General features: G+C 46.2%; 2 protein-coding genes and 1 pseudogene. All 3 read right to left on the bottom strand.

The genetic code is table 11. The annotated features are described in order from the left end of the window. Positions 1-169: 169 nt before the first annotated feature. Positions 170-1,972, bottom strand: a complete 1,803-nt coding sequence (locus Q4A89_RS11650) for a reverse transcriptase/maturase family protein (RefSeq protein WP_303185680.1) — start codon at positions 1,970-1,972, stop codon at positions 170-172. Positions 1,973-2,538: 566 nt separating this feature from the next. Further along, positions 2,539-2,901, bottom strand: a pseudogene (locus tag Q4A89_RS11645) (toprim domain-containing protein); the annotation flags it as partial. Between the two features lie 88 nt (positions 2,902-2,989). Beyond that, on the bottom strand, positions 2,990-3,782 hold a 793-nt coding region (locus Q4A89_RS11640), incomplete at its 5' end, for a DUF3945 domain-containing protein (protein ID WP_303185678.1).

Genomic DNA, 3,782 nt, shown 5'->3' with positions numbered 1-3,782 from the left:
GGAGCTGATCCACAGGCGGTCGAAAGGTTTGCGGCAATCCAAATAAGCATAGATCGTAGGCTCGGCACTCGGCGCCTTGCCGTCTTGCGACGGTAGGTTTCCGAGAACCTGCCCCCGAACCGTACGTACAAGTCTCCCTGTATACGGCTCTCCGTTGGTTTTTCCCATTTTAGCGAACATGAATTTTAGCATTACAGGTTTCACAAACAGCCAAAGTTTTACGGTATCTTTTGAGCATCTGTTGTTCCCACTCATTCTCTCCCTTGAGGTCTTTGAGTGTACGCACGTGATGCATCACCGTTTTACCTTCCGCTCCACATAATTCACACCTTTCAGCTTTCAGTCTCTCAACAAGACTCGGATAAGGACTGATGTTTGTGTTCGGAATGTTGTCGCATTGGGCATAATCTTTAGCTGTCTTTCGTCTAAAACCTTCATTATAAAGCACTCTGACTTTCTTTTGCCCTTTCTTGTCTATGTAGGGTATGATAAAGTCTTTGCCTTTGCGGAGTTTCTTTATCATCTGCGCCATAGTCATGTTTTGTTTTTGAGCAATAGTTTTGAACATACTGTACTTCATATTAAATCCGAATGAATTACCGAGATATGAAATGTTGTTAGCAATAGAATAGTAGTTGTAGAATCCTCTTATTTCTGCATTGTATTGTGCGAGAATATCTTCTGGCTTCATTCCTATCATGTATGAACGAGTTTTCGGTTTCCAGACTTCTTTACCCTTAACTTGCTTGATGTATACGGCATCATAGTCCAGTAACTTCCGTCTGACCGTCTCGTTGGATACGTTTAGGACAATTCTACCATTGAAGGGTCTTCTCAAAACTCCATTTCTATTACGCCTTAGAGCTTGGGACTTGCGAACATAGATTTCATAACCGAGAAACTTGGCAGGATTTTGTGCATGCGTTATTAGCGTTTTCTCTTCTGACAACTCCAATTTGAGTTGCTTGCTCATGTATTGAGCGATGTTTGCTTTGATTTGCATACACTCAGCCTTGCTGCAAATAACTCCAACAAGGAAATCATCGGCATATCTCACATATTTCAATCTTTTGAATGTTTCGTCCATATTTAAGCCATAGGGCGTGTTAATCATCTCTTTCTCGACTTTCCGAATCTCATCCATCAGTTGTTCTCTGACAGATTCATTCTGCTCGGATTTGTTTTTTGCTACCAGCCTGCTTCTTTTATTTTCAAGGCGTTTATACTCCGTACTGCCCCGTCTTTCCTTGCCTTTGTCAAAAGATTTGGCATATTCCTTCATGTACTTGTCGAACTTGTCAAGGTAGATGTTTGCCAAAATTGGGCTTATCAATCCTCCTTGCGGTGTTCCACTATATGTTTTGTGGAATTTCCAATCTTCCATGTATCCTGCGTTCAGAAATTTCCTAATTAAACGTATAAACCTTTCATCGGCTATTCGTTCTTTCAAGGTATTTATAAGAACTTCGTGGTTGATGTTGTCGAAGAAGCCTTTAATATCTCCTTCAATGAACCATTTTGTTCCACTGAACGATTTTTGAATGTGGGTCAGTGCAGTATGGCAACTCTTATTGGGTCTGAAACCATGAGAGGTGTACTCAAAATACCCTTCATAAATGGCTTCAAGAATCATTCGTGTTACCTCTTGTACCAACTTGTCTTCAAAAGAGGGAATTCCAAGCGGTCTTTTCTTGCCGTTCTTCTTTGGAATATACACCCTCTTGGCAGGACGTGGCTTATAAGTCTCATTTTTGAGACTTACGATAAGGTTATCTATTCTCTGAATACTCATCTGGTCAATTGTTTTGCCATCTGTTCCTGATGTCATATTGTCCTGCTTAGCGTAAATGCGTTGATAGGCAGTGTAAAACATCTGCTCATTAAATAGATTACGGTACAGCCGTTCGTACTTATAGTCCGAATCAGTGCTGTGTTCACTTAAAATGTTTAATACATTCTCTGAATTTCTCATACGTCTCACACGTCTTTCTTTGTTTGTATTAAAGTTTCCAACTGCTTCCCTTCGCCATGTACAGGACGTTATCCTGCTCAGACTACTACGGAAGCTCCGTTGCCATATCGGGTTTTCAGAGGCTATACCTCATAGCCTTTCGGCTCCCCGACTTAGGCAATCCCCATTTAGCTTGCATAATAACTATTAGCGTGACAAGCTGTCGGATGCGACGTTCGACCTTTTGTCCACATATTGTGGTTGTGCCGTAGTTTGTCCTTTTGCTCAATCCGTCCGACTACATCGGAAGAGTACTACGGCGTGACGTTTGTAATTGCCTTCCGTCACGGCTCATTTAACAGCCACTGGACTATCGTTCAACCAATTCAGGCTTCATCCTTGTGCTTGTCTTTCTACCTCGTCATTCAGTCGCCACACGGCAATTTGTGGACTTATGCCTTTACCGACATGCTACACTCCCCATTGGGTTTCCCCTTTGGATAAGTCGGTTGGTAGTAGGTTATTTCAAAGGACACGAACCTAATCTCTTGCTAAGGAGATATTTATTATGCAGCCTTATGGGCGCACAGGCGGAAGATCAACTCGCCTTCGCGTCCGGCGTCGGTGGCGACGATGATGCGATCGCTTCGGTCGAAACACTTGCGGATGATATTGAGTTGCTTCAAGGCGGACGGGTCGTCCATATAGGTCGTTCCTTTGCGGATCTGTCGGACGACTAACCGGAAAGGATCGGGGATAATGGGCAGTTGCTCGCGGCTGTACGTCGGGAAGCCGTATGCTTCGGGCATCGCAAGGGTAACGAGGTGTCCGAAGGCCCAGGTAACCACATGGCCGTTTCCGGAGAAACAGCCCTCTTCTTTGTGCGTTGCACCGACGATGCGGGCTATATCGCGGGCGACCGAGGGTTTCTCGGCAATGATACATTTCATGGGATACGATGGTTAAGGTTGAGATAAAATAACCGGCCGAACGGTGGCGTCCCATCCGTCCGGCGGTTCATGAGAGCGGAGAAAAAGGCTACATCCTGCGCCCTCTTTTGCGAGGCTGCTTCTGCTCTTCGTTCTCCTGTTTTGCCTGTTGTTTTTCGGTAGGGCGCACCTGACCGCTTTTGAGGGGTTCCTTGACGTGCCTGGTAGCTTCGTTCGTCTTACCTTCATTGTTGACGGCTACCTGTGTCTTGTGCCCTTCGGCCACGGCTTCGACCTGTTCCTGCTTTTTGTCCGGATTATAGCGATAAAAACGGGGACGCTGCTGCTCCTTGTCGTAACGGACATAAGCACTGAAGATTTCGCCTTCCTTATCCACCATATTTCTCAGATACAGGGTGCGTCCTTCCGAAAGGGCTTTCTGCTGTTTCTCGGTCAGCTGATACTTGCAGAGGGCTGCCGGCACACCGTACGGAGAATCCGCCTGCGGCTTTTGAGAGAGTTGCCTGCGTTCTTTGAAAGAAAGATTGTCGTTGAAGATAAACTCGATGCCTCTTTTCTCGGCATTGACCTGAAGCGTGGCATCGAACGGTTTGCCGCCACGCGAGAGCATACCTTCTACTTTCACGGGCTTACCTTCGGTCAGGTCCCGATGCTGCTGTTCGGTCAGCAAGACGCTTTTAATCTCTTGCGGAATGATCACGCGGTCGGCACGAAGGGCGACCAGCTCATTGGTCAACGGGTCGATTGAGACGTAGCCTTTGAAGGGTTCGCCGTTTTTTGGGATCAGCTCCACCTGTTTCCCCAGATTGCCCGAATGCAGCAGCGTCGCTTTTTCGTCCTCGCTGAAACGATAGCCCATATAGGGAAAATCGAGCTGCGGC

This window comes from Tannerella sp., assembly GCF_030528505.1.
GTDB lineage: Bacteria > Bacteroidota > Bacteroidia > Bacteroidales > Tannerellaceae > Tannerella.
Note: the sequence above shows the minus strand (reverse complement) of the source record. Positions and strands in the feature narration are given on the sequence as shown.

What these genes read in the sequence shown, in the direction of transcription:
- Q4A89_RS11650 (WP_303185680.1), bottom strand. Translation starts at nt 1,972, where the DNA reads ATGAGAAATTCAGAGAATGTATTAAACATTTTAAGTGAACACAGCACT.